The 1,633-nt window shown below is 65.0% G+C and carries 2 protein-coding genes; one reads left to right on the top strand and one right to left on the bottom strand.

Translation table 11 applies throughout. The features are described 5' to 3' along the window. Positions 1–381: acyl-CoA thioesterase (locus VMR03_RS10050; protein ID WP_325404768.1), on the bottom strand; the 381-nt coding region annotated here is incomplete at its 3' end. 181 nt (positions 382–562) lie between these two features. On the opposite strand from VMR03_RS10050, the gene VMR03_RS10045 reads away from it, so the two are divergent. Next, positions 563–1,633 (top strand): MFS transporter (locus tag VMR03_RS10045; RefSeq protein WP_325404766.1); only part of this gene is annotated, 1,071 nt, incomplete at its 3' end.

Below are 1,633 nucleotides of genomic sequence, written 5' to 3'. Positions count from 1 at the left end.
CGCCCACGTCTCGCGTCGTACCGCAAAGACCGCGCTCGCCGTCGCCGCTACACCTTGTCCGTCCTGCGAAAGTTCGATCGACCAATGCTGCGTCGAGCGGTTCCGCCGCACTTCCCGCAGGTCGATGAGAAACTCACCCCGTGCGATCGGTGCGCAGAAATTCACGGTCAATGCCACCGGATCGCCGAGGCGCAAGGGGCTTTCGAGCGCGGCGCGGAGCAGGGTCGCCGCCGTCGTGCCGCCCCAAGGGCCCGTCATGTTCCAGTAGTCTTCGGCGGTTGCGCCGCGTAGCCGGCCGTCGCTCGACCGTTCGAGCCGTGTCGCGATGTCGAGCGGGTGAGCGGCGCGATCATGCGGGGCGGAGCAATGTGCGGCAATCATGGTTCAAACCCTCCGGGATGATGGCCGGTCAGAATTCCGCCATGCGCCACCGCGTGTCGATTACCTGCGAGGTATCGCGGGAGGCTTCGTCGCGAACGGGCTGGACAATGCTGCGCTGCACACTTACTTAGGACGAAAGGTCGCGAGGCCTTGTCCCTTCGGTGCGTTTCGCGAGTTCCCCATGCCCCTGTCGCTCCTGGCGCTCGCCCTTGCCTCTTTCGGCATCGGCACGACCGAATTCGTGATTATGGGTCTTCTGCCCGATGTCGCGGCCGATCTTCATGTCAGCATTCCGAGCGCCGGCCTTCTCGTCACCGGCTATGCGATGGGCGTCGTCATCGGCGCGCCGATCTTTGCCATCGTGACATCGAGCCTGCCGCGCAAACGGGCGCTGCTGATGCTGATGGGCATGTTCACGCTCGGCAATCTTCTCTGCGCCGTCTCGCCGGGCTACGCGCTGCTGATGGGCGCGCGCATTCTCACCGCCTTTTGTCACGGCACCTTTTTTGGAATCGGCGCGGTCGTCGCGGCCGATCTCGTCCCGCGCGACAAACGTGCCCAGGCGATCGCGCTGATGTTTGCAGGGCTCACCGTCGCCAATGTGCTCGGTGTTCCTCTTGGCACCGCGCTCGGCCAGTTCGCAGGCTGGCGCGCGACTTTCTGGGCGGTGGTCGGCATCGGCCTCGTCGCGCTCGCCGCCATCGCAATCTGGCTCCCGGCCAATCTGCGCATGCCGCAGGGGAGTATCGCCAGCGAGTTCCGTGTTCTCGGCGAGAAGCAGGTCCTGCTGGCGATGCTGATCAGCGTGCTCGCCTCGGCAAGTCTCTTCACCGTCTTCACTTACATCACGCCGATTCTCGAAAGCGTGACCGGCGTCTCGCCGCATGGCGTCACCATGGTGCTGCTTCTCTTCGGCGTCGGGCTCACCGCCGGCAACCTGATCGGGGGGCGTCTCGCCGACTGGAAGCTGATGCCGATGCTGATCGGCATCCTGCTGCTTCTCGTCCTCGTCGTCGCTGGATTCTCCTATACGAGCCGGATGCTGGTACCCGCCGTCGTCACGATCTTCATCTGGGGCGTCCTCGCTTTCGCCGTCGTGCCGCTGCTGCAGCTCCGCGTCGTCGACAAGGCGCTTCACGCACCCAATCTCGCCTCGATCCTCAATCAGGGCGCCTTCAACTTCGGCAATGCCTCGGGCGCCTGGCTCGGCGGCGCCGTCATCGCCCAGGGCGCGGCTTATACCTTCATTCCC

Origin of the sequence: Parvibaculum sp. (genome assembly GCF_035511255.1) — a bacterium.
Lineage (GTDB): Bacteria > Pseudomonadota > Alphaproteobacteria > Parvibaculales > Parvibaculaceae > Parvibaculum.
This window is presented reverse-complemented; position numbering and strand designations above follow the sequence as displayed.